The sequence below is a fragment of the Sciscionella sediminilitoris genome (genome assembly GCF_000737195.2).
GTDB classification, from domain to species: domain Bacteria; phylum Actinomycetota; class Actinomycetes; order Mycobacteriales; family Pseudonocardiaceae; genus Sciscionella; species Sciscionella sediminilitoris.
On the sequence record NZ_JALM01000121.1, the window covers coordinates 1 to 26,523 of the forward strand.

Annotated in this window: 34 protein-coding genes and 1 tRNA gene; 10 read left to right on the top strand and 25 right to left on the bottom strand. The window is 67.1% G+C overall.

The features are described 5' to 3' along the window. From AD72_RS36880 to AD72_RS32035, 7 genes are all read right to left on the bottom strand, one after another. A partial coding sequence (locus AD72_RS36880) for a hypothetical protein (protein WP_197285137.1) occupies window positions 1-263 on the bottom strand: 263 nt, incomplete at its 3' end. 196 nt (window positions 264-459) lie between these two features. Beyond that, window positions 460-1,527: a DUF5131 family protein gene (locus tag AD72_RS32010; protein ID WP_082469275.1), complete on the bottom strand. Its 1,068-nt coding sequence runs from the start codon at window positions 1,525-1,527 to the stop codon at window positions 460-462. Further along, window positions 1,517-1,915, bottom strand: a complete 399-nt coding sequence (locus tag AD72_RS32015) for a hypothetical protein (protein ID WP_031470379.1) — start codon at window positions 1,913-1,915, stop codon at window positions 1,517-1,519. The genes AD72_RS32010 and AD72_RS32015 overlap by 11 nt, the downstream gene beginning before the upstream one ends. Beyond that, the gene (locus tag AD72_RS32020) at window positions 1,912-2,130 is read right to left on the bottom strand and encodes a zinc finger domain-containing protein (RefSeq protein ID WP_031470380.1); all 219 of its coding nucleotides are present in this window, start codon (window positions 2,128-2,130) and stop codon (window positions 1,912-1,914) included. Before AD72_RS32020 ends, AD72_RS32015 begins: the two co-directional genes overlap by 4 nt. Continuing rightward, window positions 2,127-2,816 carry a hypothetical protein gene (locus AD72_RS36885; protein WP_156365468.1) on the bottom strand — a complete coding sequence of 230 codons (690 nt, stop codon included), beginning with the start codon at window positions 2,814-2,816 and terminating at the stop codon, window positions 2,127-2,129. Before AD72_RS36885 ends, AD72_RS32020 begins: the two co-directional genes overlap by 4 nt. Next, window positions 2,817-3,323 (bottom strand): hypothetical protein, encoded by a 507-nt coding sequence (locus tag AD72_RS32030; protein ID WP_031470382.1) that lies wholly within the window; start codon window positions 3,321-3,323, stop codon window positions 2,817-2,819. It lies immediately after the preceding gene. Continuing rightward, on the bottom strand, window positions 3,320-3,703 hold the full coding sequence (locus AD72_RS32035; protein WP_156365469.1) for a hypothetical protein: 384 nt from the start codon (window positions 3,701-3,703) through the stop codon (window positions 3,320-3,322). Before AD72_RS32035 ends, AD72_RS32030 begins: the two co-directional genes overlap by 4 nt. An 86-nt stretch (window positions 3,704-3,789) precedes the next feature. On the opposite strand from AD72_RS32035, the gene AD72_RS32040 reads away from it, so the two are divergent. Then, window positions 3,790-4,419, top strand: a complete 630-nt coding sequence (locus tag AD72_RS32040; protein WP_031470384.1) for a nucleotidyltransferase family protein — start codon at window positions 3,790-3,792, stop codon at window positions 4,417-4,419. A 53-nt stretch (window positions 4,420-4,472) separates the two neighbouring features. On the opposite strand, the gene AD72_RS36130 is transcribed toward AD72_RS32040, so the two are convergent. The 12 genes from AD72_RS36130 to AD72_RS36905 form a co-directional block, all read right to left on the bottom strand. Then, on the bottom strand, window positions 4,473-5,498 hold the full coding sequence (locus AD72_RS36130; RefSeq protein WP_031470385.1) for a DNA cytosine methyltransferase: 1,026 nt from the start codon (window positions 5,496-5,498) through the stop codon (window positions 4,473-4,475). Continuing rightward, entirely contained in the window at window positions 5,498-6,298 is an 801-nt protein-coding gene (locus tag AD72_RS32050; protein WP_031470386.1) for a hypothetical protein, read from the bottom strand. The genes AD72_RS36130 and AD72_RS32050 overlap by 1 nt, the downstream gene beginning before the upstream one ends. After that, window positions 6,295-6,600 carry a hypothetical protein gene (locus tag AD72_RS32055; RefSeq protein WP_197285139.1) on the bottom strand — a complete coding sequence of 102 codons (306 nt, stop codon included), beginning with the start codon at window positions 6,598-6,600 and terminating at the stop codon, window positions 6,295-6,297. Before AD72_RS32055 ends, AD72_RS32050 begins: the two co-directional genes overlap by 4 nt. Continuing rightward, the gene (locus tag AD72_RS36890) at window positions 6,597-6,995 is read right to left on the bottom strand and encodes a hypothetical protein (protein ID WP_156365471.1); all 399 of its coding nucleotides are present in this window, start codon (window positions 6,993-6,995) and stop codon (window positions 6,597-6,599) included. Before AD72_RS36890 ends, AD72_RS32055 begins: the two co-directional genes overlap by 4 nt. 65 nt (window positions 6,996-7,060) lie before the next feature. Next, window positions 7,061-7,504, bottom strand: coding sequence for a hypothetical protein (locus tag AD72_RS32065; RefSeq protein ID WP_031470387.1), 444 nt, complete (start codon window positions 7,502-7,504; stop codon window positions 7,061-7,063). A gap of 2 nt (window positions 7,505-7,506) precedes the next feature. After that, on the bottom strand, window positions 7,507-7,737 hold the full coding sequence (locus AD72_RS32070) for a hypothetical protein (protein WP_031470388.1): 231 nt from the start codon (window positions 7,735-7,737) through the stop codon (window positions 7,507-7,509). A 2-nt stretch (window positions 7,738-7,739) separates the two neighbouring features. Then, the gene (locus tag AD72_RS32075; RefSeq protein WP_031470389.1) at window positions 7,740-8,015 is read right to left on the bottom strand and encodes a hypothetical protein; all 276 of its coding nucleotides are present in this window, start codon (window positions 8,013-8,015) and stop codon (window positions 7,740-7,742) included. Continuing rightward, window positions 8,015-8,326 (bottom strand): hypothetical protein, encoded by a 312-nt coding sequence (locus tag AD72_RS32080; RefSeq protein WP_031470390.1) that lies wholly within the window; start codon window positions 8,324-8,326, stop codon window positions 8,015-8,017. The genes AD72_RS32075 and AD72_RS32080 overlap by 1 nt, the downstream gene beginning before the upstream one ends. Then, window positions 8,326-8,502, bottom strand: a complete 177-nt coding sequence (locus AD72_RS36895) for a hypothetical protein (protein WP_156365472.1) — start codon at window positions 8,500-8,502, stop codon at window positions 8,326-8,328. Before AD72_RS36895 ends, AD72_RS32080 begins: the two co-directional genes overlap by 1 nt. 2 nt (window positions 8,503-8,504) lie before the next feature. Continuing rightward, entirely contained in the window at window positions 8,505-8,645 is a 141-nt protein-coding gene (locus AD72_RS37805; protein WP_156365473.1) for a hypothetical protein, read from the bottom strand. A gap of 68 nt (window positions 8,646-8,713) precedes the next feature. Beyond that, window positions 8,714-8,935 carry a helix-turn-helix domain-containing protein gene (locus AD72_RS32085; RefSeq protein WP_031470391.1) on the bottom strand — a complete coding sequence of 74 codons (222 nt, stop codon included), beginning with the start codon at window positions 8,933-8,935 and terminating at the stop codon, window positions 8,714-8,716. Then, window positions 8,935-9,267: a helix-turn-helix domain-containing protein gene (locus AD72_RS36905; protein ID WP_156365474.1), complete on the bottom strand. Its 333-nt coding sequence runs from the start codon at window positions 9,265-9,267 to the stop codon at window positions 8,935-8,937. The genes AD72_RS32085 and AD72_RS36905 overlap by 1 nt, the downstream gene beginning before the upstream one ends. A 211-nt stretch (window positions 9,268-9,478) precedes the next feature. Between AD72_RS36905 and AD72_RS36910 the strand changes: the two genes are divergently transcribed. Both AD72_RS36910 and AD72_RS32095 read left to right on the top strand, forming a co-directional pair. Further along, window positions 9,479-9,970: a hypothetical protein gene (locus AD72_RS36910; RefSeq protein ID WP_156365475.1), complete on the top strand. Its 492-nt coding sequence runs from the start codon at window positions 9,479-9,481 to the stop codon at window positions 9,968-9,970. Window positions 9,971-10,738: 768 nt separating this feature from the next. Further along, entirely contained in the window at window positions 10,739-12,076 is a 1,338-nt protein-coding gene (locus AD72_RS32095) for a tyrosine-type recombinase/integrase (RefSeq protein WP_082469276.1), read from the top strand. Between the two features lie 10 nt (window positions 12,077-12,086). Here AD72_RS32095 and AD72_RS32100 read toward each other — a convergent pair. Continuing rightward, window positions 12,087-12,159, bottom strand: a tRNA-Arg gene (locus AD72_RS32100). Beyond that, the gene (locus tag AD72_RS32105) at window positions 12,150-13,157 is read right to left on the bottom strand and encodes a helix-turn-helix transcriptional regulator (protein WP_051899244.1); all 1,008 of its coding nucleotides are present in this window, start codon (window positions 13,155-13,157) and stop codon (window positions 12,150-12,152) included. The genes AD72_RS32100 and AD72_RS32105 overlap by 10 nt, the downstream gene beginning before the upstream one ends. Window positions 13,158-13,253: 96 nt before the next feature. Here AD72_RS32105 and AD72_RS35300 point away from each other — a divergent pair, with 96 nt between their 5' ends. Both AD72_RS35300 and AD72_RS32110 read left to right on the top strand, forming a co-directional pair. Continuing rightward, the gene (locus tag AD72_RS35300; protein WP_063890838.1) at window positions 13,254-13,649 is read left to right on the top strand and encodes a DUF3224 domain-containing protein; all 396 of its coding nucleotides are present in this window, start codon (window positions 13,254-13,256) and stop codon (window positions 13,647-13,649) included. 11 nt (window positions 13,650-13,660) lie between these two features. Then, the gene (locus tag AD72_RS32110) at window positions 13,661-14,728 is read left to right on the top strand and encodes a DNA glycosylase AlkZ-like family protein (RefSeq protein ID WP_031470395.1); all 1,068 of its coding nucleotides are present in this window, start codon (window positions 13,661-13,663) and stop codon (window positions 14,726-14,728) included. Here AD72_RS32110 and AD72_RS32115 read toward each other — a convergent pair. The 3 genes from AD72_RS32115 to pdxR all read right to left on the bottom strand — a co-directional run bounded on the left by AD72_RS32115 (window position 14,725) and on the right by pdxR (window position 18,098). Then, window positions 14,725-15,984 (bottom strand): thrombospondin type 3 repeat-containing protein, encoded by a 1,260-nt coding sequence (locus tag AD72_RS32115; RefSeq protein WP_156365476.1) that lies wholly within the window; start codon window positions 15,982-15,984, stop codon window positions 14,725-14,727. The genes AD72_RS32110 and AD72_RS32115 overlap by 4 nt on opposite strands. A gap of 105 nt (window positions 15,985-16,089) precedes the next feature. Next, window positions 16,090-16,701 carry a TetR/AcrR family transcriptional regulator gene (locus AD72_RS32120; RefSeq protein ID WP_031470397.1) on the bottom strand — a complete coding sequence of 204 codons (612 nt, stop codon included), beginning with the start codon at window positions 16,699-16,701 and terminating at the stop codon, window positions 16,090-16,092. Window positions 16,702-16,718: 17 nt separating this feature from the next. Beyond that, complete coding sequence (gene pdxR / locus AD72_RS32125; protein WP_031470398.1) at window positions 16,719-18,098, bottom strand: MocR-like pyridoxine biosynthesis transcription factor PdxR; 1,380 nt, start codon at window positions 18,096-18,098, stop codon at window positions 16,719-16,721. Window positions 18,099-18,145: 47 nt separating this feature from the next. Between pdxR and AD72_RS32130 the strand changes: the two genes are divergently transcribed. The 5 genes from AD72_RS32130 (at window position 18,146) to AD72_RS32150 (ending at window position 23,925) form a co-directional block, all read left to right on the top strand. Further along, window positions 18,146-18,598, top strand: coding sequence for a carboxymuconolactone decarboxylase family protein (locus tag AD72_RS32130; RefSeq protein ID WP_031470399.1), 453 nt, complete (start codon window positions 18,146-18,148; stop codon window positions 18,596-18,598). A gap of 10 nt (window positions 18,599-18,608) precedes the next feature. Further along, complete coding sequence (locus tag AD72_RS32135; RefSeq protein WP_031470400.1) at window positions 18,609-19,061, top strand: carboxymuconolactone decarboxylase family protein; 453 nt, start codon at window positions 18,609-18,611, stop codon at window positions 19,059-19,061. Next, window positions 19,058-19,768, top strand: a complete 711-nt coding sequence (locus tag AD72_RS32140; protein ID WP_031470401.1) for an isocitrate lyase/PEP mutase family protein — start codon at window positions 19,058-19,060, stop codon at window positions 19,766-19,768. Before AD72_RS32135 ends, AD72_RS32140 begins: the two co-directional genes overlap by 4 nt. 60 nt (window positions 19,769-19,828) lie before the next feature. Next, entirely contained in the window at window positions 19,829-21,463 is a 1,635-nt protein-coding gene (locus AD72_RS32145) for a long-chain fatty acid--CoA ligase (protein ID WP_031470402.1), read from the top strand. Between the two features lie 77 nt (window positions 21,464-21,540). Beyond that, on the top strand, window positions 21,541-23,925 hold the full coding sequence (locus AD72_RS32150; protein ID WP_031470403.1) for a penicillin acylase family protein: 2,385 nt from the start codon (window positions 21,541-21,543) through the stop codon (window positions 23,923-23,925). Here AD72_RS32150 and AD72_RS32155 read toward each other — a convergent pair. Further along, complete coding sequence (locus AD72_RS32155) at window positions 23,894-26,518, bottom strand: valine--tRNA ligase (RefSeq protein ID WP_031470404.1); 2,625 nt, start codon at window positions 26,516-26,518, stop codon at window positions 23,894-23,896. The genes AD72_RS32150 and AD72_RS32155 overlap by 32 nt on opposite strands. Window positions 26,519-26,523 lie beyond the last annotated feature (5 nt).

Consider the following 26,523-nt stretch of genomic DNA (forward strand, 5'->3'; position numbering starts at 1 on the left):
GGACAACAAACTGGCCATTGACACCGAACGGTGATGTGCTTCTGGCGGCCGATTCGAGCGGCTTTCGCGGCCCACCCGACGCCTTCCCGGATCCGGGATGTGCGCGCGGCGCGGCGGCCCCAGTCCAGGCGCATGTTCGCGGTGAGCGGCGGGCCGACGCGTAGCGAGGTCTGCTGGCCGCGGCGGTGCGGTGGGCGCAGCATCGGCACCTCGAGCTCGTAGACGGTTGGCTGTGGTTGGTCGGGTTCAGCGGGATTCGCCATGCTGCTCCTTCCGGTGCCGGGCTGCGCCGATGACGGCGGCCCGCGGTAACGGCCGTGTAGGTGGTGACGTGCCCGGCGCAGGCGATCGCACTGGTACGCCCGGGCTCGCCTTTCGTCTGCGCCTGGTGGTCGCCGACGTGGTGCGCGGCGCGGAGTGCCACGCCGAGGGCGGCGAACCGTGCGGCCCGGTTCGTTGTCACGCGCTCACCTCCGCAAGCGGGCGCGTGTCGCGCGGATCGACGATGAACACCTGCTGGTTGTCGTCGATCCGGATCCGGAGCAGTGGCCCGTCGTGGGCAATCACCGTGCCGGGTAGCCATGTGTCGGCGGTTGGATTCCACTCGACCCGACCCCCGTGTTCTGAGCACGGGTACGCCTCGTATGTGAAACCGTCGAGCAGTCGCCCGGTGCGGTGTTTCCCGTTGCGCTGGATCGTCACGGCTTGGCCGCGCGCACCGAACGCTGCCGGACGGGTCGCGCCGTCGCGTTCGATGTAGAGCGCACCACGGGCGCCGCGCTCGGTGGCGCACACGGATTCGGGCGCCCACTCGCCCCACTGCTTGAAGAAGTACAGGACATTGGCTGCCGCGCACTGGTCTCGAAGGCCACGCACCCAGTCCGGGTGCACCGGCCGCGCGCCGCGACCGGATTCGCCGCCGACGATCAACCAGTCAATCGCCTTCGTTTCCGGGAGCACGATCGGCCCGAGGAGTGGTTCACAGGACAGGAACCGAACCGCGGCCGGGGTGTCGAGCAGCGCCGGGATCCGGATATTCGCCCACTTCTGGTCCTCGACGGACACGCCGAGCCACACGTTCGGCACTGGTAGCTGAACCATCGGCGTGAATGGGCGAACACCGTCCCGCCATGCCCACGTCGTCACCAGTTCCGCGAAGTGCGGGGCCGAGAGCAGCGAGCGCATGCGGCCGTGCCGCTTGGTCAAGATCTGGAACGTGTGCTGTGAGCAGCGCGCCATCACCGCGAACACGCGCGCTATGAAGGCGTCCGGCACATCGTCGTGAAACAGGTCCGACATGCTGTTCACGAACACGCGGCGCGGCTTGCGCCACCGCAACGGCTCGGCGAGCTTGTCCGGGCGCAGCTGCACATCGAACCCGTTCTCGAAGTAGTGCCCGGGCGTGCCCCGGAAACGCTCGGCGAGCGTCTTCGCATAGCAGTGATCGCAGCCCTCGGACACCTCCGTGCACCCAGTCACCGGGTTCCACGTCGTGTCCGTCCACTCGATCGTCGTTCTAGCACTCAATGCCCGCTCCTTTCTGATCCGTGGTTCGCTCGACTTTCCGGCGCCGGGCCGCGCCGAGCTCGTCGGTCTGCTGTTTCGCGGCTGCGACGAGCGCGCCCGCCAGCTGTAGAGCGGTTTCGGCGGTCATGCACTCGACATCGCCGGTGTCCTGTCCCCACCGGTCCCGCAGGAAGATGCACGCCGGATGGTCCGGGGTTTCTTGCGCGATGACGGTCCATTCCCTCCCGACCTGCCAGCGAAGACCGTCGATATCGGTGCGCTGGCACGGGTCCTCGTCCGCCCCGCCGATCGGCAACGGCAACCCGGACACGTCCACGGGGTGGTGCACCGTTTCCAGGTGCCGCACCCGTTCGACAAGCTCGTTGATCAACTCGTCTCGGCTGGTCATCGAATCGCCTCCCCGGATATCCGGCGCCGGGCCGCGTCGAGCTCGCCAGTCTGGTGCTGGGTGGTTTGCTGGATGCGTTGCCAGTGCGCGGGTCCGCGCAGTGGGTTGCCGGTGATGGTGTTGCGGCAGGTGGTTCCGGCGGGTGCGCCGCATCGGGGGCACGGGTATTGCTCGGCTTCCCAGGCGGTGTGGTTGAACTCGTCGATGCGGGTCATGACGCTCGTTCCTGTTCGTGGCGGCAGAACGCGCATGTCGCCGAGACACCGGTGTCGGGGTGGATGAACTGGCCGCCCGCGGTGTGGTGGCGGCATTCCTGGGCGAGGTCTTGTTTGGCGGCCTCGATTGCCAGGCGCACCTCGACCCGCTCGGCAGCCAGCGACGCGGCAGCCGCATCGGTGCGGCGACGGGCATCTGCGCAGGCACCACAGTTCGGCGGGTCCGGGTCGTGTTGGTGCGCGGGGCAGCGCCGCGGATCCGCGCGCTCGCGCGCGTCCCCTCCCTTCCCTTCCTTTCCTTTCCCTTCCCCACGATAGGAGTCCGGTAGGGCTACCGGAGGACTATCGGAATGGTGCGGGGGTGGTGGTAGACGTGACGGTGAGGGTTTCTGGATCTTCTGGTGCTCACTCCAGTTGGTGACTTCCAGATACCGCCGACCGTCCACCTCGTAGCGCACAATGCGCCCACGGGCGGCCAGGGTTTCCAGGTCTTCCTCGATCTCGGCGAGCGACACGTCATCGAGTGGCCAGATATCGCCCTTGATCAACCGCGCGTTGTCCTTGGTGCGGCCCTGATCGTCGCAATGCGTCCAGAGACCGATCCATGTCAGGCGCGCACGCAATGGCAGCACCGACACGTCCTCGGAGCGAAAGAAGCTTGGCTTGATCGTGCGAATCCGCGCCAACTAGGCCACCACCCGACGAGTATTCGCCGCCAGCCCGAGGCGACCACGGATCCGAAGCACCGTGCGGGCCGAGATCTGCGCCCACCGGGCGATCTCGCGATCGCTGAGCCCGTGCCCGTGCAGGCGACGCACCACCTCTCGGCGCTCGCCCACGGTGAGCTCTCCGCCCGGCAGGTGACCGGCCATGCAGCGCAGCACCGCAGCCTCGTCCGGCTCGTCCGATGCGGTCTCTGGGGCCAGCACCGCGGCGGTCGGTGCGTTCACGCCGACCGCGCGCAGCCGCGAGGATCTCAGCCACGCCAACAGCCCACCCGGGGACTGGTCCACGGGCACCATCGCGGCCAGCACCACCGCCAGCGTGTGCAGGCCGGGCCCGTTGAGCGTGGTGACCTCGTTGATGGCCTCATCCACGCCGTCCCGGTCGCCGAGGCGCACCGCCCACGCCAACCTTGAGGCGACCGGGACAACGGCGTCGGTGCGTGGATCCCCGGTCAGCGAGAGCGTCATGCCGCCACCCCCTTCGGCCCGTGCGGTACCGGTGTGCGGCCACCGAGGTTGTCCAGCAACACGAACACCGGATCACCGAACAAGCACACCTGCACCGGGACCTGTTCGGGTTCGGCACGGCCGGTGCGGCGGATCGACCAGCCCCGTTCGTAGTCCGGGACCCGGTGTTCGGTGATCGCGCCGTGGCACCCGGTCGTGCCCGAACCACACAGGTGCAGCAGGTTCGACGGGCGCCACGGGTCCCAGATCTGACGGCCCTTGCGGTGATGCACGTTCGTCGCCCGTGCCCGCCCGCACACCTCGCAAACCAGACCGCTCCGTTCCGCAGCGATCATCCGCCCGACGAACTCGGGTGTCCGTCTCGGTGGCTGTGGATTCATACGGCATCACCGGACCCAAATCCGTAGGGAGTGCCATCGGTCGGTTTACCGGCGACGCGAGGCGACGGGGCTGGTATACAGCTGGCATGAGGATTGGCCAGCTGGCTGTCACCGAGCAACTGGAGGCATTTCGTGCCGCGCTGAAGCGCAACGAGATGTTGATGGAGGTACTGGCCCGAGCCACCGAACTTGATCTTCCCGGCTGGTACCTGACCGCGGGGTGTCTGTTCCAGACCGTGTGGAACGTGGCGACGGGTCGGCCGCCCGCTGACGGGATCAAGGACTACGACCTGTTCTACTTCGATTACTCCGAACTCAGCTGGGAAGCCGAGAACACCGCCATCGAAGCCGGCGCCCGCTTGTTCGGCGACCTGCCCGTCGTCGTGGAAATCCGCAACGAAGCCCGAGTGCACCTGTGGTACGAGGAGCACTTCGGCGTGCCGTGCGAACCCTACGCGTCGACCGAAGCAGCCATCGATTCCTTCGCAGCGACGACCTGCTGCCTCGGCGTTCGCCGAGACAACGCAGATCACTGGCGCATCTACGCACCCCACGGGTTCGCCGACGTGTTCAACCTCGTCGTCCGCCCCAACCCCGTGCTGGCACCCCAGCACGTCTACGAGACGAAGTCGCGACGATGGCGCCAGCGATGGCCGGAACTGACGGTGTTGCCGTGGCCGCCCGACAAACCAGCGGGAGACAGTGCGGGTAGCTGAGAACATCCCGGTGCGGAGCAACGTCACGTGGATGGTCAGTTCTTCGTACATGCTCATCCCGCTACCTCCTGGCCGAGCAGCAGCGGCAGCAGGAAGCGGTACGCGGCCGTGGCTTGCTGCGGGATGACGCCGTTTCCGGTCAAGCGGAGCTGATCGTTGCGCGCAATGCCGGGCACAGCGGTGATCCATCCGGCGGGAAGGCCCATCATCCACTCGGCCAGTGCCGGGTTCAGGACTCGCCCGCCTCGGGTCCCGGTGACGGTGGGAACGGGTGCTGGGCGTCCGAGCAGGTGTTCCCAGCGGCGGATGGCGGGCTCGTAGCGTCCCCAGTCGACACCTGTCGGGCCGCGTCCGTCAGCGTCTCCCTGTGTCCCCACGCTGGGTTCGATCCACTCGAGGACGCCGCATCCATCGCCGTAGGTGTCGGCAGCAGGTGTTCCACCACGTCCTGCAGCTGGACCGAATGTCCGCCCGCTGCGCGCTTCTCGGGGTGTTGCGAGCCTCCGTTGCTGGCCTGGTTCGCCGAGGGTGTCGGTAGCAGCGAGGAAGATGCGGAACCGGCCGTGCGGGGCGCCGATGTCGGCAGCGCGTAGGCCACACCAGACCGCGTCATACCCGAGGTCGGCCAGGTCTGCGAGTACACGTCCGAGTGCTCGCAGAACAACCCGGTCGCCGGGGTTTCCCACACATCCCGGGCAGGATTCCAGATCGCTATCGGCCTCGGCACTAGCCGCTCCCCTCACGTTCTCCCACAACACCAACGACGGGCGCAGAACCCCAATCGCGTCGCACATCGACGCCCACAACCCCGACCGCGTGCCCGTGCGCATCCCCTTGCGACTCCCGGCCCCGGAAATGTCCTGGCATGGCGAACCCCCAGCCAGCACATCGACCGGCCCGACACGGTCCCAGTCCACGGCGGTGATGTCGCCGAGGTTCGGCACCCTCGGCCAGCGATACGCCAGCACCGCCGCGGCGGCAGGATCGTTGTCGCACACCCACACCGTGTGAACCGGCAGCACCGCTGCGATCGCCATGTCGAGACCGCCATACCCAGTGAACAACGAACCCAATCGCATCACGACGGCTCACCGCCGAACAGGTTCTCGTCGACCCCGCCGGGCTCGGCGGCGTTCTCGGCTTCGATCTCGGCCAGGTCCACGGCCCGGTCGTCGGTGTCGTCCTCGAGCGCGGGTTCCTCGGCCCGACCGGTCTCGGGCTCGGCAGGCTCGGCCGCGGGTTCGAGCGCGGGCGCCGTTGGTTCCACGGTGGGTAGTGGTTTGCGGCGGGCGGTGCGTTTCGACCGCGCCGACATGGTGGGAGTGCGTTCGTCGGGGGTCTCGTCGGCGAGTTCTTCGGTGGAATAGGGCATACCCAGCATCACGTCGGAAGCAATCAACCGGCACAGCTCCGAGGTCGCGCGGGCCACGAGCATCGCTTGGGGCATGCGCCGCCAGTTCGACTTGCCCGTGAGATCCATCTTCTTCGCCCGATCCAGGGTCCACACCGAGCGCTGCACGTTCTCGTCACCGCGGCGCTGCCCACACACGATTGCGCGGGTGTCGCAGGATTCCTCGACCCACACCGTGTGCCCGCGCGACTGCACCAGCCCGCGCAGCGCGTGCGCCCGCATCGCCGGGGTCCCGTTGATCACGTCGATACTGCGCAACGCCGACATGGGCTCCAGGCCGATCTCGGCGCCGGTCAAGATCGCCGCGGTGATCTCTCCCGGCTTGCCCTTCATCGCCTCCGGCACGAACGAGGTGCGCGCCAGGGACTCGGCCACGAGGTGGGCCTGGCGGGCATCCAGTGCCCACTGAGCCAGCTTCGAAACCTCCACCCCTGGTTCCATGCGGGGTTCGATCTCGTTCTCGGTCATGCCGCGCTCTCCCCGCCCGGGTGGATCGGCGCGCCGATCAGCTCACCGTTGTTCTTCTGCCACCGGGCACCGACCGCGATGTGCAGGAACTTGCCGAACTGCTCCTCGCTGGCCTCGATCGGCACCACGTCATAGTCGTCGGCGCGCACCCAGATCCCGATAGCGCTCGTGATCCCCAGACTCTCCAAGGGCTGCTCGCGGCGTTCCCGGTCCAGGTAGAACTCGGCATACCGATACGCGGCCAGCTGCAGCGCGGTCTCGGGCCAGATCCCCGACCGCGAGGTCTTGATATCCGCAATCACCCGCTGACCGTCCGGCAGATCGAACACCGCATCGAACGTGCCGCAATACGACCACTTCCGCGATGCCACCGGGGTCTCGAGCAGCACCGGTTGCGGCGCCCACTCATCCAGGAACCGCACATACGACTCCACATGCCCGGCCGTTCCTCGGGCACCTCGATCTCGACACCCGCGGCCAAGGCCTCGGCGAGCTTGTGCACCTCTGTGCCCCGCCGCGCCGCCGCGTCCCGATCCGAATACGGCGACTGCTTCAGCGCGGACACGATCGCCTCGCGTCCCATTCCGCGCATCGCGTACACCTCGTCGAGGTGATCGGCCACGTACTCGGCCACGGTGCGGATTCCCCAACTCTCCAAGGGCTTCTTCCGCAACCCGTCACCGATCAACGTGGTCACACCATCCGCCTTACGACCATCAAGCTTGTACCAATGCCCACGACCGGTATTGATCCGCTGCAGCGTCACGCCACACCATCCGAAGCCAACAGCGGCGCGCACCGCCACTCGTAGCGATCCACTGTCTTCGTCAGCTCAATCCGTGGCACCTTCGCCAACGCCTTCGGATCCGGCACCATCTCGGTGACGGTCTCTTCGCCGACCTTGACCCGCTCGCACACCTCGGAGCGTTTGCCCAGGGCCTTGAACTTCATGCCGTGCCACGACACCGCCACGTTGAACATGTCCCCGCGAACGTCCTTCGCCACCGTCGCCCCGTGCTTAAGCGCCGCACGCGCGATCGCCGCAAGTTCCTTCGCCGAACGCGAACACCAGATGTCAAGCCCATAGGTCTGGTCCAGGTACGCCACCCGAATCTCGGGATGCTCCTCGATCATGTCCGCCAACGCCCGCAACGCGTTCGCCTTACGTCTCGCAATGTCCACAGCGGACTCGTCAACAACAGCCATCGTCACCGCTCCTTGTTCATTCGTTCAGTAATCGCCCACAGGGCATTGAGATCGCGGCTCCGCACCGCGGACAAGTACATCGGGCTCCGCAGCCGCATCGCGGCATGCCGCGGACAGAACTCAGCGTTCCCGATACGCCACGCCGCCACCTCCCGGCAGCGCTTGTGATCACAGCGCTCGCCCAGCGCCATGGACGCGGCCGAATGGACCTCGCAGATCGAGTAGTCAGGCATTTCTACGTCGCCCCCAGCAGCAACCAGGCGATACCGACGCCGATCAGCACCAGCGCCGAACACACGGCGAGCGCGACACGAACCGCATGCCCGCGATTCCGATGCGGCACTGTTTCATCTGCAAGCGCCATGAGCTGTTGCCGCAAACGAAGCTCGGCGTCGGAAACCATCATCGGTGTGTGCTGTTCTTCCAGCCAGCGAAGAACCACGATCAGGTCGCAACGCTCGACGCTGACCTGATCATCAAGCGGCACAAGGACTTCGCTCCACTCGTTCATCATCCGTTCCGCCCTTCGGCCCACGTGCACGAGGCGCAGCCCCGGTCACCCGAGAGCTGATCGCGCCACAGCTCGGCGGACCCGCACTCCGGACACGTCCCGGTGATCGACTCGACCGGCACCACATCGGGGCCGGGTTCCTCGATCGGCGACTGCATCGAGATTCCCCAGAACCCCTGATTCCAACGGGCCTGCAGGCGCTCGTCGTCGTACGGGTTGATCGGCTCGTCGTACTCAGCAGCCCATTCGTCGCCCTGGTTCCAGGCGCGCATCTCATCGGTGGGAATGCGCAGCTCGGAGATGTCGGCCATCACGGCTGCACCCCCAGGTACCGCTCGCCGATCTGAATGTTGTGGATCGCGCCGCACAGCAGGGAAATCACCTGCGTCGTCAGCTCGGCTGGTTTCCCATCGAGCACATCGGAGATCAGCCTTGCGGCCTCGTCCAGATGCGCCTTGTCGCGCTCGTCGAAGTGATGCTCGGGCACCGCTACTCGCCTCGACTGTGTCTCGCGCCCACCTGAGTAACCACGGCGGAACCGTTGCGGGAAAGGACATCCAGCACCATCCAGCCAGCGACTCGGCGAATGAACGTCGGCCGATGCTTGCCCTTATACTTCTTGGTGTTCACGGGAATCTCCTTGTTCCGTTTCCTGTGGATAGCGGTCCCGGTGTTGCACCACCGGGGCCGCGCTGAATTCACGCCGTGCGACGGCGGAGCTGTCGGACGTTGGAGCCGCAGCATGCGGCGCGGCTGTCGCCGCCCTTGATCCATGCTTCGACCGCGCATCGCTCGATACGCCAGCGCCCCTTGAACTTGCGTTGGTGGCCATGGAGCTCACCGGCTTCGAGTGCCTTGTGGACGGTGGTGAGGTGGAAGCCGTATTCGGCAACAACCTGCGCGGGCGTCATCGTGTCCATCAGGCTGCCGCCTCGTTGTGCCGCTTCGGGCCGGTTTTCTTGCCATCGTGGTCTTGACGCCGTGGCGGCCCCTTTGGGGTCACGGGCTGATTCGGCGAGTCCGAAGGCTTTTCGCCCCGCGCGAGAAGATCCTCGATCAGGATCCGGGCGCGGCCAGGGGGGTTGAGTGCTTCAAGGAGGCGGTAGGCACGGCGGAGGTTGATCGGGTCCCGTCCGGCGACAGCGTTGCGGAGCGTTCCGTAGGGGATATCGGCGCGCTTCGAAAGCTCTTCGGTGGACAGTCCCAGCTCAGCTACGCGGTGCTTGGTCCGCAGACTGTCTAGCTTCAGCATGACCACGACAATGCACTGTTCTGCATCGATAGTCAAGCAAAATCGTGCAATTTAGTGTCGATGACCTTGCAATACTGCGTTTCTATGCATTACTCTGCAATGTATGCAGCAGCAGAGTTACCGAGCACGAGCGAAGTACTGGCGCCAAAGCGGCAGGACACGCGGTACCCAGCAGGTAGCGTTCTGCCGTACTCTGCGGCACTCTGCATGCGTGGCTACACGACGACTACGCACGGCCGACTACTCGGCGGAAGCTCGCGCCCGTCTCGGCGAAGCGGTGACGAATCAGCGCGAAGCTGACGGGTACAAGTTCCGACCCGCGTTCGCCCGGGTCGCCGGGGTCAGTCTGCGCAGCCTGGCTGCCGTCGAACAGGGCGAGGCTGGCGTGGGAGCGACCAACCTCCGGGCAATCGGGCGGGCGTTGTCAACATGGGATGAGTCGACCGCTCAGGTGGTCCTCGATGGCGGGCCAATTCCAGCGACAGCAGTCGCAACTACCCCCGCCGTCGAGCATGACGAAATGGAGCCGCAGGATGAGTATGAACAGATGATCGTCGACAGCTCGCTATCCAAACGGGAGAAACGGAAGCTGTTGCGCGGATATCGGGATGCGTTGCAGGAAGAACGCAGAATGTTACGGGGTGTCGATCATCGTCACCCGAATAGCCCAACAGTTGATAACGATATGAATTCAGAGCATTAGAATTCTCCTGGGGAACGTTGAAATGATCATGTCACTGCATGTAAGCATCGCTGGTGTTCATAGGTCTAATCATCACTGCTGTTGCCCTGCTCATCGGCGGTGCTGCAGCATTCATGCTCGCGCTCCTGCATCAACGGAGACGTGATCGACAGCGGATTCATCACACGCTCGGTGACCGATTTGTGTGGTTAGGTGCGTACGCTGAAGCTGAGCGCGCTGTGTCACCAGACGTGGAACCGAGGCAACGTAAGAACCGACACCGTCCGAATCCGCCCGCCATTCTTTTTAGTTCCGCTTCGCTAACCGCGGTACTTCTCGTGGTCGCGGCATTTCACTCAGGAAATTCGACGCCTCCCGCCGGTGATCATTCCGTCACGCCGCCGCCGACATCGCTGATCCAGACCGACCGCCCTTCCGCGGAGTGGCGTCACGAAGCACACGAGCAGGAAGTCGTGCCGCGGACGCGCCCGAACGCTGATCACGCCCGCAAGCCTGTGCTCCCTGCACGGACTCCCGCCGCACACCCACTGGTGCCAGCGCGACGACCCACTCCCACCCCGAAGCCTGAAGCCACGACCAACAACGGCGCGGCACGGCAACCGATCCCATCGCCGCAACCGACCGACTCAGGACGCGACGAACAGTCGCCCGGGCAAGACCCACCGAAGGACCCAGAACCGGCGCAACCGCAAGCAATGCCGCGGCTCTGCCTGCCGCGGCTACTGATCACACCGAGATTTTGCCTACACACCAAGGAGATGACTATCCATGGCTTGGACCGAGAAGCTGCCGAGTGGCCGTTACCGAGGCTTCTACCGAGACCGTCGTGGCAGCCGATTCTGGCTTCCGGATACGTACAGCCAAGAATCGGAGGCGAGACGCCGCGCGACGATCAAGGAGGATGAGGTACGAAGACGCCCGGCTGCGAAGAAGCGTGGACAGAAGATGACCTGGGGCGAGTGGTGTGACCAGTGGGAGCCCAAGCGCGACGTTGAGCCGAGCACCGCGGCGTGGGACAAGGGCAAGATCAAACGGCATATCCGGTCATATTGGGGAGAGGAACCGCTGGGGACGATCGATCGTGATGCTGTCCTTGAGTGGTGCGACGAGCTCGCGAAAACTCCGAAATTCGGCCGGGAGGGCGCCGATCCCCTGGCGCCACGGACGATTCTGAAGATCGTGCGCCTGTTCTCGGCGAGTATGCGCGCGGCCGTGGTGGAGGGCTTGATCGACTACACCCCCTGCACCGAGCTCGGCCTCGACGAAGGCGAGGATGGCGACGAGTACTTCCTCACCCACGACGAGTTCGACCGTCTGGTCTCAGTCGGCGACGAACTGACAACCATTATCAGCCAGCTCGGTGTGGGAACCGGCCCTCGCTGGGGCGAGATCGCAGGGTTCCACCGCCGCCGTCTCGATCTCGATCACAAGAGCATCCTCATCCAGGAAGTCTTCGACCGCGCCCTCGGCGAGATCAAGCCCTACCCCAAGGGACGCCAACGCCGCGGACTCCCGATCACCGACGAGCTCGCCTCGAACCTACAAGTATGGATTGACACTCATCCCCCGATCCCCTGTCGCGCCAAACACCGGGGCAACCGGCCCTGCAACGACGCGCTGCTGTTCCCCAGCCGCGACGGCACGCCGTTGCATTACCAGAACTTCCGCCGCCGCCACTGGGACCCCGCTGTCGCGGCAGCCGGGATCGTCGGCGCCAGCCCGCACGACCTGCGCCACACCTACGCCAGCTGGCTCATCCAATCCAAGAAGGTCACCCTCGACGAGCTCGCGGTCCTGCTCGGCCACAAGGACCGCTCAACGACCCAGCGATACGCCCACTTCGGGCAAGCCCACTGGGACGACACACGCGAAGCACTCGGACAAGACAAGGAGCTCGACGAGGAGGCCGTGCGCGTGCGGATCAACCAGTTGGCTCGTGATCACCCTGATCAATGGGCAGCGGTCGCACGAGCGCTTGACGAGCCGCCCAGCGATCACGCCAGCAATATTCATGAAAACCTTGCCACACATTTGCCACACGTTGATCATGAGCGGGACGGTGCCAAGATCATCAAGCTGGCGGATCGGCGCAGGTCGACCAGCTGATCGGCAGGGGCGCCCTCGGTAGGATTCGAACCTACGACACCGGCTTTAGGAGAGCCGTGCTCTATCCCCTGAGCTACGAGGGCCTGCGCGACAGTGTAGTAGGCGCCTCTCCCGCCCCGTACACCTGGCCCATGGCGGCGAGTTCGGCGATGACGCGTTCGCGCAGTTCGACGGGCTCGAGTATTTCGCAACCGGCTCCGAGCTGGAGGAACTGGGCGACGGCGTGTTCGTGGCTTTCGATGGGCAGGCGCACGGTGGTCCACCCGTCCGGTTCGGCGAGGAGGGTACTGAGCTGGTGTTCACCGAGCGGGATGGCGGAGAGCAGGTGGAGCATCCGCCGGGCCCGTGCGGAGAGGCGGACGACGGCGTAGCCCTGGTAAAGCCGGGACCGGAGTTCCTCGTCGCGGGCGAACCAGTATTCGCGCAGGTCGAAGTCTTCCGGCCGGTCGAAGCTCTGTTCGAGGGTGTGGACCCGGTGTACGCGGGAGACGCGATACATCCTGGGTTCACCGTGGCGGGCGAGGGCGATGAGGTACCAGACGCCCGCTTTGAGGACGAGTCCGAGTGGTCGCAGGGTGCGGGTGACGATGGAGCCGTCCCAGCGGCGGTACCGGACACGGATCCGGTGCTGGGCCCAGACGGCGTCGGCGATCTCGATGAGGTGCGGGACTTCTTCGCTGGTCCGGAACCAGGCGCGCTGATCGAGCAGGAAGCGCTGACGCACCTGGTCGGCACGGGTGCGCAGGCCGCCGGGCAGTGCGGCGGAGACTTTGAGTTCGGCGGCGGCGAGCACCTGGCCGAGTCCGAGCTCGGTCGCGGCGCCGGGAATGCCGCTGAACAGCAGGGACCGTGCCTCGGCCTCGGTGAGCCCGGTGAGTTTGGTGGAGTACCCGTCGAGCAGCCGGAATCCGCCCGCGGCCCCGCGTTCGGCGTACACGGGCACCCCGGACCCGGACAGTGCCTCGATGTCGCGGTGGATGGTGCGCACGGAGACCTCGAGTTCTTCGGCCAGCTCGGTCGCCGTCATGCGCCCGCGCGATTGCAACAGCAACAGGACGGAGAGCAGTCGGCCGGCGCGCATGGTCGGAAAGTATTCCAGAAACATGACAGAAGATGGCAGGTTTCCCGGCCAGACTGGTGCGCGGCACGAGGAAACACGACGAAGGGCAGCCGGATCATGACAAGCACCAAGGCGGAGCTCACGCACAGCGACTGGCAGGAGTCGAAGTCCTGCGAGGCGGAAGGGCATGGGCTCGCGTCGATGCACTGCCGCTACCACTACACCGGCCCGGTCGACGGTGAATCGACCTTCGAGGGGGCGATCTGCTACCTCGGCAATACCGGTGGCTACACCGGCTACGAACTGTTCACCGGCAGCATCGAGGGCCACCGGGGCACCTGCGTACTCCGTTCGGTCGGCGGTTTCGCACCGGACGCGGTGTCCGCGGAGCTCGAGGTGGTGCCCGAGTCCGGCACCGGTGAACTGACCGGACTGCGTGGTGGTGGGCGGATGCACTTCCCGATGGACGCGAAACAGGGCACGATCGAACTGGACTGGACACTGGAGGCGTGAGGACCCGGGTCATGGAACTGAGCCGCGACGAGGTGCTGCGCTATCGAATGCACCGCCAGGGCCTGTACCGGCTCGAAGAAGAGCCCGCGATCCTGGATCTGGGCTTGCAGCATACGGGCACGAGCGTGGCGCAGGCGCTCGCCGCGCGCACCCCGCGGACCGGCTGGGATCACCCCGGGCTGACGCTGGCCTGGACCTACCGCGGCGCGCCGCATCTGCACTGGGACGCCGATCTCGGCCCGCTGGCCACGGCGCTGTCCCCGCGCACCGAGGACGGCGCGGCCGCACGGTTGGCCTGGAGCAAACCGCAGGTCGAGCGCTGCGGAATGCCGGCGAGCGAGGCGATCGGCACGGTCGCCTCGGTCGCGGCCGAGGTGATCACCGGGCCGATGACCAAGGGAGCGGCGAGTACCGCGATCACCGAACGCATCCCGCGCGGTCTCGGTTACGACTGCCGTGGCTGCCGGGCGTTCCACGTCTACGAGCAGCTGATGCGGGTGGCGATGCTGCCCGCGGGGATCGTGCTCGACCGGCAGGCGCCCAAGGTCGTGCTCCAGCCGGGGAACCTGCGGCGGCCGAAGCGGAAACCGGATCCGGCCGCGGCGATCCGGACCTACCTGCGTTTCCTCGGACCGGCCACCATCCAGGAGGCCGTCGCTTTCCTCAACAGCACCGAACGCGAGCTCACCCCGGTGTGGCCGCGGGACCTGCTCGAGTGCACTGTGGACGGTGCGCCCGCCTTTCTCGCCGAGAAACCGGGCGAGCTTCCCGGGGAACCGATCGTGCGGTTGCTGCCGCCGATGGATCCCTACCTACAGTCCCGGAACCGGGCGTTCCTGGTTCCGGATGCCCTGGCGCGCAAGCGATTGTGGCGCATCCTCGGTAATCCGGGCGCCCTGCTCGTGGACGGCGAGATCCTGGGCGCGGTACGCCAGAAAGCGAGCGGGCGCAAGCTGGAGGTCACCGTGGAGGCCTTCGGGCACGTTTCCGCCCCGGTGCGCGCGGACACCGAGGCGGAAGCGCAGCGGCTCGCCGAAGCACGGGACATGCGAGCCGTCACCGTGCACTGGCTGGATTAGCTCGACGGGAACGGGGACCGGATCGCGTCGATGTACTCGTCCTTGGACGGCGGGCCCTTGATGACCCACGGCATCCAGCCCTCGTTCCAGGTGATCCGCTTGCCCTTACTGTTGTCCAGCACCAGATCCAGCACGGCGGAGCAGTGATACACCCCGGTCTGGATGGCCCGGCACTCGTCGTAGATCAGCCAACCGCTCTGCGCCATGAAGATGCTGCCGACCAGATAGTTGTTGGGTCCGCGCCAGTCCATGAGAATCGTGTCGTTCCCGTCCCGGTAGGACTTGCCGCGGTAGATGTAACCCATACCCAGTTGCGGGGTTCCCTTCGGGAAGATCCCCGGATGCAGCCGGTTGATGAACTGGCCGATCGGGGTATCGGACACCAGCTTGTCGAATCCGGGAGCCTCGGTGATCCCCGGGAAGAACCGGTTGCTGATCTTGCCGCCGTTCTCGTCGGTATAGAGCCGTTTCCCGGCCCAGAACCAGTACTTGAACGCGGTGTCCTCGACGGGTTTCGGCAGATTCCCCGTCCCGCAGTCGGTCCACTTGTCGAACGGCGGTTTGGACGCGATGTCGGCGAGCCAGTGGAAGAACCCCTTGGTCTTGTCGTTGAATCCGCTCGCGATCCAGTCGGCGATCTCGGATTCCTTCTTCCAGCTCGAACACATCGGAAGGGAGGCCGCGAAATTCCCCTGCCCCTCGGGATAGGCCGGTGATCCCGGTTTCGGATCCTTGGAGCCGCCGAACATCGGCCCGGACTGCCCGAGGTATTCGAAGATCTGGTCCTTGACCTCGTCGGGCGCCTCGATGAGCCCCTTGGTGGTCTTGAGGTAGTTCTTGTTGTATCCCGAGCAGGCTTCACCGAGTTGATCGTCGGTGCGGAACCGGGAATCCGGGTGCTGTTTCTTCCACTTCTCCGCGAGACCGAGCATGTCACCGGGACCGACCGGATCTCCCTTGCCCGCCGGTTTCTGGTCCGTGTTCGGCACGAGCAGGCAGTTGTCCTTGATGTTGGGCACGCCGTCGTGGTCGAAATCCGCGTAGTCGTAACGGCCGAGCGCGGCAGGCGCCGGTACCTTCTCGGTCAGCTGTGGCTGACTCCCCCACTTCCACGGACCCCAGAATCCGTCCCACTTGCCGAAGTCGTCGCCCTGTTCCGCGGCCGCGGCTGGCAGCCCGGCCGTGGTGAACACCAAGGCGAGGACGGCCGTCAGGAGACCGGTTCGCATACCCCAGCCGCGTACTCGTCGAGACATATGCTCACATCCTTGTGATCCGCAGCGGAATGACGTGTCATTCTGAGCACGGAGCGCGCCCGGACACAAGCGAAAAGCAGCACTTTTGCCTCATTTGGGCGAGGTTTACCGGGGTGCGACACCCTCGAACATCAGCGCGGACATGGCCGCGACGGTGCGGTCCCTCGTCTGCTTCGGGTCCGGGCTGCTCAGCAGGGAGAGCGCGCCCGCGAAGATCACCCCGGTGATGCACCGACCGGTGGCCTCGGTGTCCAGATCGGCGCGCAGAAATCCCTTGCTCACCCCGTTCTCGAGATACCGCGCGACCGTCTTCCCGGTCAGTTCGAAGAAGGCGAGGGTGCTCGCGGTCAGCTCCGGATCCGCGGCGAAGGATTCCACGAACAGCAGCCGCACCATCTGCGGATCATCGATGAGCAGGTCGAACATCCCGTGGCCGAGCCGTTCGAACTGGTCCCGGTACTCCTCGATGCTGTCCGCGGCGGTCGGGCGTTCACCGGCGACCACCTCGGCGAGGCGCTGCTTGGTGTGCGCGATGACGTGGGTGAGAATGTCGCGCTTGTTGGCGAAGTACCGGTAGAAGGTGCCGTGCCCGAGCCCGAGTTCGCGGGCGATGTCCGCGATTCCGGAGTGGTGATACCCCTTTTCGGCGAACACCTTGAGCGCGGCCGCGATGATCTCCGCGCGCCGCCGCTGCGTCACCTCGTCCTGTTCCGACACGGGCCGATCATCCCATCTCACCGGCATGCGGTGGCCAAGGCGGTGCGCAAGGCCTCGATCCCGGGCCCGAAAGCGTGCTTGGCGGGGGCCCCGTAGCCGATGACGATCCCCTGCGGCCGCCCCTGCGCGCTGAACCAGCTGCGCTGCAAGGATTCCGCGGCCACCGAATGCCCGTGCAGCACGCCGAGGCATTCGGCCTCGGACAGGCCGGGCGGAAGCATCAGCAATAGATGGATCCCCGCAGGGATTCCTTGCGGCACAACGGGAATTCCCTCCAGCGCGGCGAGCACCCTGGCCCGGCGCGCCTTGTACATCGCGCGGGCCCGGCGAATATGGCTGTCGTAGCGGCCGGATTCCAGGAACTCGGCGAAGATCAGCTGGTCGATCGCGTTCGTCACCTGGCCGCCGTAGTACATCTCCTCGCGCACCGGTTCGACGAGCTCGCTCGGCAGCACGAGCCAGCCGAGCCGCAGCCCCGGACCGAGGGTCTTGGAGACCGTGCCCGCGTACACCACCCGCTCGGGGGCAAGCGCCTGCAGCGCACCCACTTTCGGGCCGGCGTAACGGAATTCACCGTCGTAGTCGTCCTCGATCGCCAGCACATCCGCGCGGGCGACGAGCTCACCGCGACGCGCCGGATGCAGCGGGACACCGAGCGGGTAATGGTGCGCCGCCCCGGTGACCAGGACCGGGGAGTCGAGTTCGGACACCCGGGCGCCGTGCTCGTCCATCGGCAACGGAACCACCCGGACTCCCTGCCGCGCGGCGATGTCCCGGTACCGGCGCAGCGAGGGGTCCTCGAAGGCGAACTCGCCGATCCCGCGGGCCCGCAGCACGGTGGCCAGCACCGCGAGGGCATGCGAGTAACCGCCGCAGATCACGATCCGTTCCGGTTCCGCGAGCACCCCTCGGGCGCGCCCGAGATAGGCGGCGAGCGCGGCCCGCAGCACCGGATGTCCTTGCGGATCGGGGAATCCCGGTTCGCTCGCCGGCATCGCGGCCAGTGCCGCCCTGCTCGCCGCGAGCCACTGCTGCCGGGGGAATTCGCTCAGTTCGGGCAGCCCGGGCTGGAAGTTCCACCGCGGCCGCCCGTGCCGTTCCGGGGCGGGTTCGGCGCGCACCTGCTTGCCGGCGACCGCGGCGACCTTCGTGGGCGCCCCCTGGGCGGTGACCAGGTAGCCCTCGGCGGAGAGCTGGCGATAGGCGGTGGTCACCGTGCCCCGCGCGAGGCCGAGCTCCGCGGCCAGCACCCGGGTGGAGGGCAGCACCGTGCCCGCGGCCAGCCGCCCGTCCCGCACGGCCGAGCGCACCGCCTCGGCGAGTGCCGCCCCGCGTGCTCCGCCCTCGGGCAGCTCGAGGTGGAAGTCCACCCCCAGACTGGACCAATTAATCGCCATGGAACTGGACCATACCGTTGGACCAGTTCGCGGCTAGGGTCGATGACATGCGAATCAACCTGAGCCAGAAGGTGCCGGAGGCACGCAAGCACCTGATCGCCATGCACACCGCGATCGAGAAGGCCGCCGGGGAAGCCGGGCTGAGCAAGGTGCTCATCGAACTGGTCAAGATCCGGGCCTCGCAGATCAACGGCTGCGCCTTCTGCCTCGACATGCACGTCAAGGACGCGCGCAAGGCGGGCGAACAGCAGCAGCGCCTGGACCTGCTGCCCGCGTGGCAGGAGACCGAGCTGTACAGCCCGGCCGAACGGGCCGCGCTCGAGCTGACCGAGGCCATCAGCAGGCTCTCGGACACCGCGGACATTCCCGATGAGCTCTACACGCGGGTCGCCAAGGAATTCACCGAGGACCAGTTCGCGGTCGTGACCTGGGCGGCGATCGCCATCAACACCTTCAACCGCCTCAACGTGACCATGCGGACCCCGGTCCCGAGTGCCTAGGAGCCGCCCCATGCGAATCCAGCTCAGTGATGCCCTTCCCGGCGCGATCAAGCACGTGTTCGCGATGTACGGGGTCATCGAACGCGCCGCGCAGGACGCCGGCCTGGACAAGTCGGTCCTCGAACTCGTCAAGATCCGCGCCTCGCAGATCAACGGCTGCGCCTACTGCACCGATACGCACTCGCGCGATGCGGCCGCGGCCGGTGAGTCGCAGCGGCGGATCTTCGTGCTGCCCGTCTGGCGGGAGACCGAGTTGTTCAGCGAGGTCGAACGCGCCGCCCTCGAACTGACCGAGGCCATGACCCGGCTCTCCGAGCACGCCGAGGTGCCCGACGAGGTCTACGAGCAGGCCCGGAAGGTACTCAGCGAGGAACAGTTCACGGTGATCGCGTGGACCGCGGCCGGGATCAACCTGCTCAACCGGCTCGGGGTCACCAGCCGCAAACCCCTTCCCGCCGCATGAACGAGCTACGGAGCCTGCACGTCCCCGGCAAACCGCTCGTCCTGCCGAACGTCTGGGACGCCGATACCGCCCAGCTCGTGGTCGAGGCCGGGTTCCCGGTCGTGGCGACCAGTTCCGGCGCGCTGGCCGCGGCGCTGGGCTACGGCGATCACCAGCAGGCGCCCGCGGCGGAGGTGTTCGCGGCGGCGGCACGGATCGCGCGCGCGGTTCCGGTGCCGGTGACCGTGGACGCCGAGTCCGGCTACGGGCTCGCGCCGGAGGAACTGGTCCCGGCGCTGTTCGAAGCCGGCGCCCAGGGCTGCAACATCGAGGACACCGAGCACGAGTCCGGGCTGCTCATCCCGGCCGCGGACCAGGCAGAACGGATCGCGAGGATGCGGGCGGCGAGCACCGAGCTGGTGATCAACGCGCGGGTGGACGTGTTCCTGCACGAGGATCCCTCGCTCACCGGGGCGATCGCGCGCGCCGAGGCCTACCTGGAAGCGGGCGCGGACTGCGTGTACCCGATCTTCCTGCCCGGGGAGCACATCCAGGAGTTTCTCGATGCGCTTTCCCCCGCGCCGGTGAACCTGTTGTGCCTGCCACCCAAAACCCCCGCGCTCGCGGATCTGACCAGGTCCGGGGCGGCCAGGGTGTCCCTGGGCACGGGCCTGTGGCGGGCCCAGCAGCAGTGGCTGCGTGAGCAGCTCGCCGCGATGCGTGCGTAACCGCGCCATTCGTGATTGCATCTCCCCAACCGCGAGCGAACTGTCGAGTAGGGAGATGCCATGTGGAGCACGATGCAGGACGAGCCACTGACGATCACGCAGCTCCTGCGCTACGGGACGACCGTGACCGCGTCCAGCCAGGTCGGCACGTGGACCGGGAGTGAGCTGCGCGCCGAGAACTACGCGGAGCTCGGCCGCCGGTGTGCCCGGCTCGCGCACGCGCTCCGCGGCCTCGGCATCGACGGTGACCAGCGGGTCGGCACCTTCATGTGGAACAACAACGAGCACCTCGAGGCCTACCTCACGGTGCCGTCCATGGGCGCCGTCCTGCACACCCTCAACATCCGCCTGTTCCCCGAACAGCTCGCCTACGTGATCGACCACGCCGAGGACCAGGTGATCCTGGTCGACGCGAGCGTGGCCCCGCTGCTGAACAAGATCCTCGCCCAGTGTCCGACGGTGCGCCATGTTGTCGTGACCAACGGACCGGTCGGCGCCGTGGAGGCTCCGGCACATATCACCGTGCACAGTTACGAGGACCTGCTCGCGGCGGGCGAGGACGAGTTCGGCTGGCCGGAGATCGACGAGCGTGCCGCCGCGGCGATGTGCTACACCTCGGGGACCACCGGTAACCCGAAGGGCGTGGTGTACTCGCACCGCTCCATCTGGCTGCACTCCGCGCAGGTCTGCATGAGCGACGGGATGCAGCTCTCCGGCGCGGACAACGCGCTGGTGATCGTCCCGCAGTTCCACGCGATGTCCTGGGGGATGCCCTACGCGGCGATGATGGTCGGCGCCTCGCTGGTCATGCCGGACCGCTTCCTGCAGCCCGAACCCCTCGCGGCGATCCTGGCCGCGACCAAGCCGACCATGGCCGCCGCGGTGCCCACCATCTGGCAGGGCATGCTCGCCCAGCTGGAGGCGCACCCGCAGGACATCAGCCACCTGCGGCAGGTCGTCGTCGGCGGATCCGCCTGCCCGCCCGCGATGATGCACAAGTTCGAGGAGGTCCACCATGTCCCGGTCATCCACGCCTGGGGCATGACCGAGACCTCCCCGCTGGGCAGCGTCGCCCGTCCGCCCGCCGGGGTGACCGGGGACGAGGCATGGGACTATCGCTACACGCAGGGCCGGTTCCCGGCCGGGGTGCGGGCGCGCATCGTCGGGGACGATGGCGCCGAGCGGCCGTGGGACGGTTCCGCGGTCGGCGAGCTCGAGGTGCGCGGCCCGTGGATCGCCGGGGCCTACTACCGTCCGGACGAGGGCGACCCCGAGGAGAAGTTCCGGGACGGCTGGCTGCGCACCGGGGATGTGGGCAAGATCAGCGCGGACGGGTTCCTGACGCTGACCGACCGCTCCAAGGACGTGATCAAGTCCGGCGGTGAGTGGATCTCCTCGGTGGACCTGGAGAACGCGATCATGGCGCACCCCGCGGTCGCCGAGGCCGCGGTGATCGGGGTGCCCGATCCGAAATGGGACGAGCGCCCGCTGGTCGCCGTGGTGCCCAAGGAAGGCGAGCAGGTCGATCTCGCACAGCTGCGGGAATTCCTCGCCGAACACGTCGCGAAATGGCAGCTGCCCGAGCACTGGGCGTTCATCGAGGAAGTCCCCAAGACCTCGGTCGGCAAGTTCGACAAGAAACGACTGCGCGCCCAGCACGCGGAAGGTTCGCTGAACATCACCGATTTCCAGTAACCAGCGGACTTTACCGGAGAACGGCCCGGATTTCGAGCCGTTCTCCTCGCGCCGGGTACGGCGCTAATATCCTTAGCATGCGTCAACGAAGCCGCGTGCTGCTCGCCGTTCTCGCCGTCCTCGCCGCGACACTCGTTCCCGGGGCCGCGGCCGCGAACACCGAACGGACGGCGATCCCCGGCCTGTCCGCGCCGGTGGACATCGCGGTCGACAACTGGGGAGTCCCGCACATCTCCGCGGCGAACACCGGTGATCTCTTCCAGGCGCAGGGGTTCAACGCCGCGCGGGACCGCCTGTTCCAGATGGACACCTGGCGCCGCCGCGGACTCGGTGAACTGAGCAAGGTACTCGGCCCGGACTACCTCGACCAGGACCGCGCGGCGCGGCTGTTCCTGTATCGCGGGGACATGGCGGAGGAATGGGCGAGCTACGGGCCGGAGGCCAAGCGCATCGCGACCCGGTTCGCGGCGGGCGTGAACGCCTATGTCGACTGGCTCGGCCGCCACCCCGCCGCACTGCCGGAGGAATTCCGCGAGCTCGGCTACTCCCCCGCGCACTGGCGCCCGGAGGATCTGGTCCGGATCCGGACGCATGCCCTGGTCAGCAACCTCTCCGGGGAGATCGACCGGGCCAGGTTCAGCTGTCTCGGCGGTGCCCGGGCGAGCGAGCTCTACAAGCGCCTTCAGCCGCGGCATCGGCCGCAGGTGCCCGCCGGACTGGATCCGTGTTCGATCCCCGACGACGTGGCGAAGGTGTACGAGCTCGCCACCGATCCGGTGAAGTTCGAGCACGGCAAGCCGAGCTCCGGCATGCGCCGCGGGATCGACGAGGCGAACAGCGGCAGCAATTCCTGGGCCATCGCACCGGATCGCACCACCACCGGTCGCCCCATCCTGGCCGGTGATCCGCACCGGGACGACGCGGATCTGCCCGCGAACCGTTATATCGCGCACCTTTCCGCGCCCGGGCTGAACATCATCGGCGCCGGTGAGCCGTGGAACCCGGGAATCAGCATGGGGCACAACGAGAACATCGCCTTCGGCCTGACCAACATTCCCGCCGACCAGTCGGATCTCTACGTCTACGACCTCAAACCGGGTGATCCGAGCCGGTACCGGTACCAGGGGCACTGGGAATCGATGCGCACCACCACCGAACGCATTCCGGTCGCCGGCGGCGATCCGCGGCCGGAGCAGCTCTCGTTCACCCGGCACGGCCCGGTGATCAAGGTGGACCGGCGGCACAACAAGGCCTACGCGGTGCGCACCGTGTGGAGCCAGCCGGGGACATCCGCGTATCTCGGCAGCCTGAATTTCCAGCGCGCCAAGAACTTCGGGGAATTCGCCGCGGACATGCGCACCTGGAAGACACCGGGTTCGAACCTCGTGTTCGCCGGAAAGGACGGCGATATCGGCTGGGTGCCGGGCGCGATCGTGCCCAGACGCAGCGGGCCCGGATACGACGGGCTGCTCCCGGTTCCCGGCGACGGGCGCTACGAATGGCAGGGTTTCCACTCGAACGCCGAACTGCCCAGGGTGCACAACCCGGCCGCGGGATTCTTCGCCTCCGCCAATGACTACAACTTCCGCGGGGCGACGGTTCAGCCCGGTTACGAATGGTCGGCCGAATACCGCAAGGACCGGATCGACGAGGTGCTCTCCGGTGCTCCGCGGTCCTCGGTCGCCGATTCCATGCGGCTGCAGAACGACGAACGCTCCGGGCTGGCCCGCGTTCTCCTGCCCTATCTTCGGGAGCTGCGCACCACGGATCCGGTGACCGGCCGGGCACTCGCGCTGCTGCGCGGTTTCGACGGCGTGGTCGGCAAGGACTCCGCACCGGCCGCGCTCTACGAGACCTGGCTGATGCGCTTCCTCTACCCCGGCTGGGCACACACCCTGCTGCCGAAACCCGCCGCCGATGCCTTCGTCGAACAGAACACCTCGCCGGATTTCCGGGTACTCACCGATACTCTCGCCGATCCGGGCCGCTGGTTCGGCGCGAACGGCGCGGCCAAGCGCGATGCGCTGCTACGCGAGAGCCTGCGCGCGGCCTTCCTCGATGCGCGGGCGAAACTGGGCCCGGACCCGGCGCGGTGGCGCTGGGGAAGCATGCACCAGCACACCTTCCATCACCCGCTCGGCGGACCGGATGTCGGTCCGGTCGCGCAGGGCGGGGACGCGCACACCGTGCGGGCCGCGGCCTACGACTACTCGGGATTCCCCTACCAGCAGACGCACGGGCCGACGTTCAAGATGGTCCAGGATGTCGGTGCCTGGGACAATTCGCGCGCCATCAACGCACCCGGCCAGTCCGGTGACCGGCGCAGCCCGCACTACCGCGACCTCGCCGGGAAATGGGCGGACGGAAAGTACTTCCCGCTGCTCTACAGCAAGGCCGCGATAGCGCCGAACGTGCGCGCGCACATCCTGCTCACCCCGGGAGGTTCTGCAGGCGGGCGGTGATCCGCTCGATGTCCGCGGCCGCGGCCTCGAGGCGGGTACGTACCTTGGCGACCACGTCTTCGGGGGCGTTCGCCAGGAACTTCTCGTTGCCGAGCTTGGCCTCGCAGCCCTTGTGTTCCTTCTCCGCGACGGACAGGTCCTTCTCCAGCCGCTTGCGCTCGGCGGCCACGTCCACGGCACCGGACAGGTCGAGTTCCACCCCCGCGACCGCGCCGGTGAGCCCGACCTCCAGCGCCGCGCTCGCGGAGAACCCGTCCCCGGGTTCGTTGAGCCGCACGAGGGTGCGCACCGCGGGCAGCAGCCCTTCGATGCCCGCACTGTCCAAACCGGACAGTCGCGCGGCGACCCGCTGGCCGGGTTTGAGGCCCTGGTCCGAACGGAACCGCCGGATCTCGGTCACCAGTTTCTTGAAGTCCTCGATGCGGGTGCGCGCCCGCTGGTCGACCGGCTGCTCGCGCACCGTCGGCCAGTCGGCGATCACCAGGGACTCACCGCCGGTGAGCGCGGTCCAGAGAGTCTCGGTGAGGAACGGCATCACCGGATGCAACAGCCGCAGCAGGGTGTCCAGGACCGAACCGAGCACCGCGCGGGTGTTCGCGGCCAGCGCCTCGTCCCCGGAGTTGAGCGAGACCTTGGCCAGTTCCACGTACCAGTCGCAGAACTCGTCCCAGGCGAACCGGTAGAGCGCGTCACTGACCTTGGCGAACTCGTATTCGGCGTAGTTGGCGTCCACGCTCGCGACCAGTTCCCGGCAGGCGTCCAGGATCCAGCGGTCGGCATCGGTGAGCAGCGCGGTGTCGATCTCCGCCTGCGGATCGGCCCCGTTGAGCATGGCGAACCGGGTGGCGTTCCACAGTTTCGTGCCGAAGTTGCGGGAGGCGGCCACCCATTCCTCGGAAATCGGCACATCCACGCCGGGGTTGGCCCCGCGCAGATAGGTGAACCGCAGCGCGTCCGCGCCGTACTCGTCGATCCAGGCGAGCGGGTCGACGACGTTGCCCGCGCTCTTGGACATCTTCTTGCCGTTGCCGTCCCGCACCATCCCGTGGAAGGCGATCGTCCGGAAGGGCGGCTGTTCCATCGCGTAGATGCCGAACATCATCATCCGGATGACCCAGAAGAACACCAGATCGTAGCCGGTGACCAGCACCGAGGTCGGGTAGAACTTGCGCAGGTCCGGGGTGTCCTGCGGCCAGCCGAGCGTGGAGAACGGCCACAGCCCCGAGGAGAACCAGGTGTCGAGCACATCCTCGTCCTGCACCCAGCCCTGCGGCGGCTGCTCCCCTGGGCCGAGGCAGACCTGCTCGGAACCGTCCGGGGAATACCAGACCGGGATCCGGTGCCCCCACCACAGCTGGCGGGAGATGCACCAGTCGTGCATGTTGTCGACCCAGTCGAAGTAGCGCTTCTCCATCTCCGGCGGGTTGATCACGACCTGCCCGGAGCGCACCGCGTCCCCCGCGGCCTTCGCCAGCGGGCCCACCTTGACGAACCACTGCAGCGAAAGCCGCGGTTCGATCGGCTCTTTGGAGCGCTCCGAATGCCCGACCGAGTGCACATAGGGGCGCTTCTCCGCGACGATCCGGTCCTGTTCGCGCAGCTTCTCGCGCACCGCAACACGCGCCTCGAACCGGTCCATCCCGTCGAACTCGGTTCCGGTGCCGTCGATGTGCCCGGTCTCGTCCATGATCGTGCGCATCGGGAGATCGTGGCGGCGGCCGATCTCGAAGTCGTTCGGATCGTGCGCCGGGGTCACCTTCACCGCTCCGGTACCGAATTCCGGGTCCACATGGGAGTCGGCGACGATCGGGATCCGCCGCCCGGTAAGCGGCAGCTCCACCTCGGTGCCCACCAGGTGCGCGTACCGCTCGTCGTCCGGGTGCACCGCGACGGCGGTGTCCCCGAGCATCGTCTCCACCCGCGTGGTCGCCACGACCACCGAGTTCTCCCCGTCGCCGTAGCGCATCGAGACGAGCTCGCCCTCGACCTCCTTGTGGTCCACCTCCGCGTCGGAGAGCACGCTGCGCAGCACCGGCGACCAGTTCACCATGCGCTCCGCGCGGTAGATGAGCCCGTCGTCGTGCAGTCGCTTGAACATCGTGGCCACGGCATCGGAAAGGCCGTCGTCCATGGTGAACCGTTCCCGACTCCAGTCCACGCCGTCCCCGAGCCTGCGCATCTGCGCGAGGATCTGACCGCCGTAGTTGCGCTTCCACTCCCAGACGCGCTCAACGAACCGTTCCCGGCCCAGTTCCCGCCGCGAGGTGCCCTCCTCGATGAGCTGGCGTTCGACCAGCGCGTGCACCGCGATCGAGGCGTGATCCATCCCGGGCAGCCACAGCGCTGCCTTGCCGCGCATCCGCTCCCGCCTGGTGAGCACGTCCATCAGGGTGTGCTCGAACGCGTGCCCGATGTGCAGGTTCCCGGTCACGTTCGGCGGCGGGATCACGATGGTGAACGGCTCGGCGGGTGAATCGGCGGAGGGGCTGAAGTAGCCGCGCTCTACCCAGCGCTCGTACAGCTCCGCTTCTACCTCGCCCGGTTGCCAGGTCGATGGGAGGGTGCTGTGCTCGGTTGCTGGGTTCTCACTCACGATGA

Coding starts and splice junctions, on each gene's coding strand:
- AD72_RS32015 (WP_031470379.1), bottom strand. CDS start 1,915: ATGACCAGCCGAGACGAGTTGATCAACGAGCTTGTCGAACGGGTGCGG.
- AD72_RS32020 (WP_031470380.1), bottom strand. CDS start 2,130: ATGACCCGCATCGACGAGTTCAACCACACCGCCTGGGAAGCCGAGCAA.
- AD72_RS32030 (WP_031470382.1), bottom strand. CDS start 3,323: ATGACGCTCTCGCTGACCGGGGATCCACGCACCGACGCCGTTGTCCCG.
- AD72_RS32035 (WP_156365469.1), bottom strand. CDS start 3,703: ATGAATCCACAGCCACCGAGACGGACACCCGAGTTCGTCGGGCGGATG.
- AD72_RS32040 (WP_031470384.1), top strand. CDS start 3,790: ATGAGGATTGGCCAGCTGGCTGTCACCGAGCAACTGGAGGCATTTCGT.
- AD72_RS36130 (WP_031470385.1), bottom strand. CDS start 5,498: ATGCGATTGGGTTCGTTGTTCACTGGGTATGGCGGTCTCGACATGGCG.
- AD72_RS32050 (WP_031470386.1), bottom strand. CDS start 6,298: ATGACCGAGAACGAGATCGAACCCCGCATGGAACCAGGGGTGGAGGTT.
- AD72_RS32065 (WP_031470387.1), bottom strand. CDS start 7,504: ATGGCTGTTGTTGACGAGTCCGCTGTGGACATTGCGAGACGTAAGGCG.
- AD72_RS32070 (WP_031470388.1), bottom strand. CDS start 7,737: ATGCCTGACTACTCGATCTGCGAGGTCCATTCGGCCGCGTCCATGGCG.
- AD72_RS32075 (WP_031470389.1), bottom strand. CDS start 8,015: ATGAACGAGTGGAGCGAAGTCCTTGTGCCGCTTGATGATCAGGTCAGC.
- AD72_RS32080 (WP_031470390.1), bottom strand. CDS start 8,326: ATGGCCGACATCTCCGAGCTGCGCATTCCCACCGATGAGATGCGCGCC.
- AD72_RS32085 (WP_031470391.1), bottom strand. CDS start 8,935: ATGGACACGATGACGCCCGCGCAGGTTGTTGCCGAATACGGCTTCCAC.
- AD72_RS36905 (WP_156365474.1), bottom strand. CDS start 9,267: ATGCTGAAGCTAGACAGTCTGCGGACCAAGCACCGCGTAGCTGAGCTG.
- AD72_RS32095 (WP_082469276.1), top strand. CDS start 10,739: ATGGCTTGGACCGAGAAGCTGCCGAGTGGCCGTTACCGAGGCTTCTAC.
- AD72_RS32105 (WP_051899244.1), bottom strand. CDS start 13,157: ATGCGCGCCGGCCGACTGCTCTCCGTCCTGTTGCTGTTGCAATCGCGC.
- AD72_RS35300 (WP_063890838.1), top strand. CDS start 13,254: ATGACAAGCACCAAGGCGGAGCTCACGCACAGCGACTGGCAGGAGTCG.
- AD72_RS32110 (WP_031470395.1), top strand. CDS start 13,661: ATGGAACTGAGCCGCGACGAGGTGCTGCGCTATCGAATGCACCGCCAG.
- AD72_RS32115 (WP_156365476.1), bottom strand. CDS start 15,984: ATGTCTCGACGAGTACGCGGCTGGGGTATGCGAACCGGTCTCCTGACG.
- pdxR (WP_031470398.1), bottom strand. CDS start 18,098: ATGGCGATTAATTGGTCCAGTCTGGGGGTGGACTTCCACCTCGAGCTG.
- AD72_RS32130 (WP_031470399.1), top strand. CDS start 18,146: ATGCGAATCAACCTGAGCCAGAAGGTGCCGGAGGCACGCAAGCACCTG.
- AD72_RS32135 (WP_031470400.1), top strand. CDS start 18,609: ATGCGAATCCAGCTCAGTGATGCCCTTCCCGGCGCGATCAAGCACGTG.
- AD72_RS32140 (WP_031470401.1), top strand. CDS start 19,058: ATGAACGAGCTACGGAGCCTGCACGTCCCCGGCAAACCGCTCGTCCTG.
- AD72_RS32145 (WP_031470402.1), top strand. CDS start 19,829: ATGTGGAGCACGATGCAGGACGAGCCACTGACGATCACGCAGCTCCTG.
- AD72_RS32150 (WP_031470403.1), top strand. CDS start 21,541: ATGCGTCAACGAAGCCGCGTGCTGCTCGCCGTTCTCGCCGTCCTCGCC.